The sequence below is a fragment of the Thiolapillus sp. genome, assembly GCF_048562965.1.
Lineage (GTDB): Bacteria > Pseudomonadota > Gammaproteobacteria > Chromatiales > Chromatiaceae > Thiolapillus > Thiolapillus brandeum_A.
This window is the reverse complement of sequence record NZ_JBHNMF010001652.1, coordinates 1-523: the sequence shown is the minus strand read 5'-3', so window position 1 is coordinate 523 and position 523 is coordinate 1. Positions and strand designations below refer to the sequence as shown.

Below are 523 nucleotides of genomic sequence, written 5' to 3'. Positions count from 1 at the left end.
GGTCTGATATAGCCGATTTCGGTATGCCCAGCTCCAGGCGGTTGAGCGTGCTCGAAGCGGCCAGCGGGTTTCCCCGGTCCTGCGATCGAATCCGCCTCTCCCCGGTCAGGTCCCGCTTGCCCACCAGCAAGGCGAGAGTGCTGTCCTTGCGCAAATCATCGTGGTCGTTCAAGTCTTCGTAGCCCAGCGCCAGGCCATACACCCGCTGGGCCACCAGATCCCGCACACTGTGTTCGATGCTCTCGGGGTTGCGGTGATCGGTGAAGCAAGCGGCCAGGCGATCCAGCAGGCCGATACGCTGATCCACCTCGCGCAGCAGCAATCCGCCACCGTCCGAAGTGATTCGCCCGCCGTCAAAACGACCGATCACCTCGTGCCGACCCAGGGACTGAAATTCCAACTGTTCCGGTTTACACTCTGTATTCATAGGCTTCTTTGTTTTGTTGCTGGTAAGTGATTGGTAACCCTTACTTTATGCAACAAAAAGAGGCCTATTGCCAGTGGGGCGGTGAAATTTCCGGGC

Annotated in this window: 1 protein-coding gene; it reads right to left on the bottom strand. The window is 58.5% G+C overall.

What is annotated here, in order from left to right; translation table 11 throughout:
• A partial coding sequence (locus ACOCD2_RS26030; protein ID WP_293650835.1) for a transposase occupies positions 1-427 on the bottom strand: 427 nt, incomplete at its 3' end.
• Positions 428-523: the final 96 nt, after the last annotated feature.